This window comes from Oleiphilus sp. HI0132 (assembly GCF_001635845.1).
Genome location: NZ_LWGJ01000314.1, coordinates 1 through 1,704, shown reverse-complemented (window position 1 = coordinate 1,704; position 1,704 = coordinate 1). Strand labels below are relative to the sequence as shown.

The 1,704-nt window shown below is 46.5% G+C and carries 3 protein-coding genes; all 3 read right to left on the bottom strand.

Features of this window, described 5'->3' with window-relative positions; translation table 11 throughout:
- Positions 1–224, bottom strand: a 224-nt coding sequence (locus A3766_RS03820; RefSeq protein WP_156508664.1) for a chorismate synthase, incomplete at its 3' end; no start/stop codon positions are given.
- Positions 225–282: 58 nt separating this feature from the next.
- Positions 283–1,251, bottom strand: coding sequence for a 50S ribosomal protein L3 N(5)-glutamine methyltransferase (gene prmB / locus A3766_RS03815; protein ID WP_068510637.1), 969 nt, complete (start codon positions 1,249–1,251; stop codon positions 283–285).
- Positions 1,252–1,341: 90 nt separating this feature from the next.
- Positions 1,342–1,704 (bottom strand): fumarylacetoacetate hydrolase family protein (locus A3766_RS03810; protein ID WP_197479290.1); only part of this gene is annotated, 363 nt, incomplete at its 5' end.

Here is a 1,704-nt window from a genome sequence, read left to right as displayed (position 1 = left end):
TTCCCCTCAAAGATACCAGAGAGGATCTCAACTTCATCAGCCTCTTTACGCTGCGTAGTGTAGCGCGATGTGCCCGGCTTCCGACGATCCAGGTCGACCTGTAAATCTTCTTCACTAAGCTCTATCCCCGGAGGGCAACCATCAACAATACAGCCTATCGCTTTTCCATGGCTCTCACCAAAAGAAGTGACTGTAAAAAGCTTTCCAAACGTATTACCCGACATACTATCTGCCTCTTTCTCTAGTTAAACGCTTTTGAGCGTTCAACAATAATATTCAATTCTATACCCAAGGGTAGTTTCTTAATTCTTGTGCGCGAATCACAAACACGCCGTGCCCACCCTGTTCGAACTCAACCCAAGTAAAGGGAAAATCAGGATAAGCCTCTTCTAGCGCTTCCCAACTATTTCCAACCTCAACAATCATTAAGCCATCATCGCTTAAGTGCTTCGCACCTTCCGATAGAATTCGTCTGACAATATCCAGCCCGTCAGGCCCTGCAACCAAGCCTAACACAGGCTCAGCACTATACTCTTCGGGCATGCTGTCAAAATCATTTTGATCAACATAAGGCGGATTCGACAAAATTAAATCGTAACGAACATGTTCACCATCCGAGAACTGCGAAGGATCGCTCAAAGCACTGAAAAGATCAGAGGAAAACGCCTGAACCCGGTCATTTAATTCATACAATTCAATATTCGACTTTGCCACGGCCAGGGCATCGACTGATATATCAAACAAATCCACCTGCGCCTCTTCAAACTCCAAAGCGGCAGCGATGCCGATGCAACCACTTCCGGTACATAAATCAAGCACTCGCTCAGGCTCATTTAATAGCCAAGGTTCCATATGATGCCCGATGAGTTCGGCAATCGGAGAGCGAGGTATGAGCACTCGCTCATCGACATTGAAGCGCAAACCACAAAACCAAGCTTGTTTGGTGATATAAGCCAGTGGCTCTCGGCCTTTTGTTCTGCGCTTAATCGCATCTAAGATAAGCGCCTTCTCTTCGTCTGCCAGACGACAAGACCATAGTTCAGTCGAAAAATCCCAAGGCAGATCTAATAACTGAAGAACCAGGCTGACTGCCTCATCCCAGTTGTTGTCAGTACCATGGCCACAATAAACCTGTTCACGATTCAAACTCGAAAAAGTGTAACGAATAAAATCAGCTATCGTCTGCAAATTTGACTCACTACTTGATGCACTGCTAGCAAGTTCAGAAGAACGGGTTTGAGTCTGAGGCACGCGGGCTAATTCCTAATATCGAAAAAGCCCGCAATTATATAGAGAATCGGCAGCTGGGGGAATGGGAGACACCGAAGTCAGCAGCTAAATTTAGATTGCCTTAGTATCAAAAGCTAAATTCTTGCCAAACTTTAGCGACAACTGATCCCCTTTGTGTAGCTGCCCCACCCCCTTCGGCGTTCCGGTAAGAACAACGTCACCTGGGTTGAGCGTGAAAAAGGTACTCATATGCGCAATAAGTGGCGCGATCGGGTTCAACATATCGCTACTCTTACCATGCTGTCGCAACTCTCCATTGATACTCAAGGTAAACTCAAGCTGGTTTAAGGCTGTACAGTTCCCTAACGGAACAAATTCACTGAGCGGGCAAGCACCATCAAAGCTTTTGGCGACTTCCCAAGGGTGGGATTTTTCTTTCAACTTTGACTGCAGCTCACGCCGCGTTAGATCAAG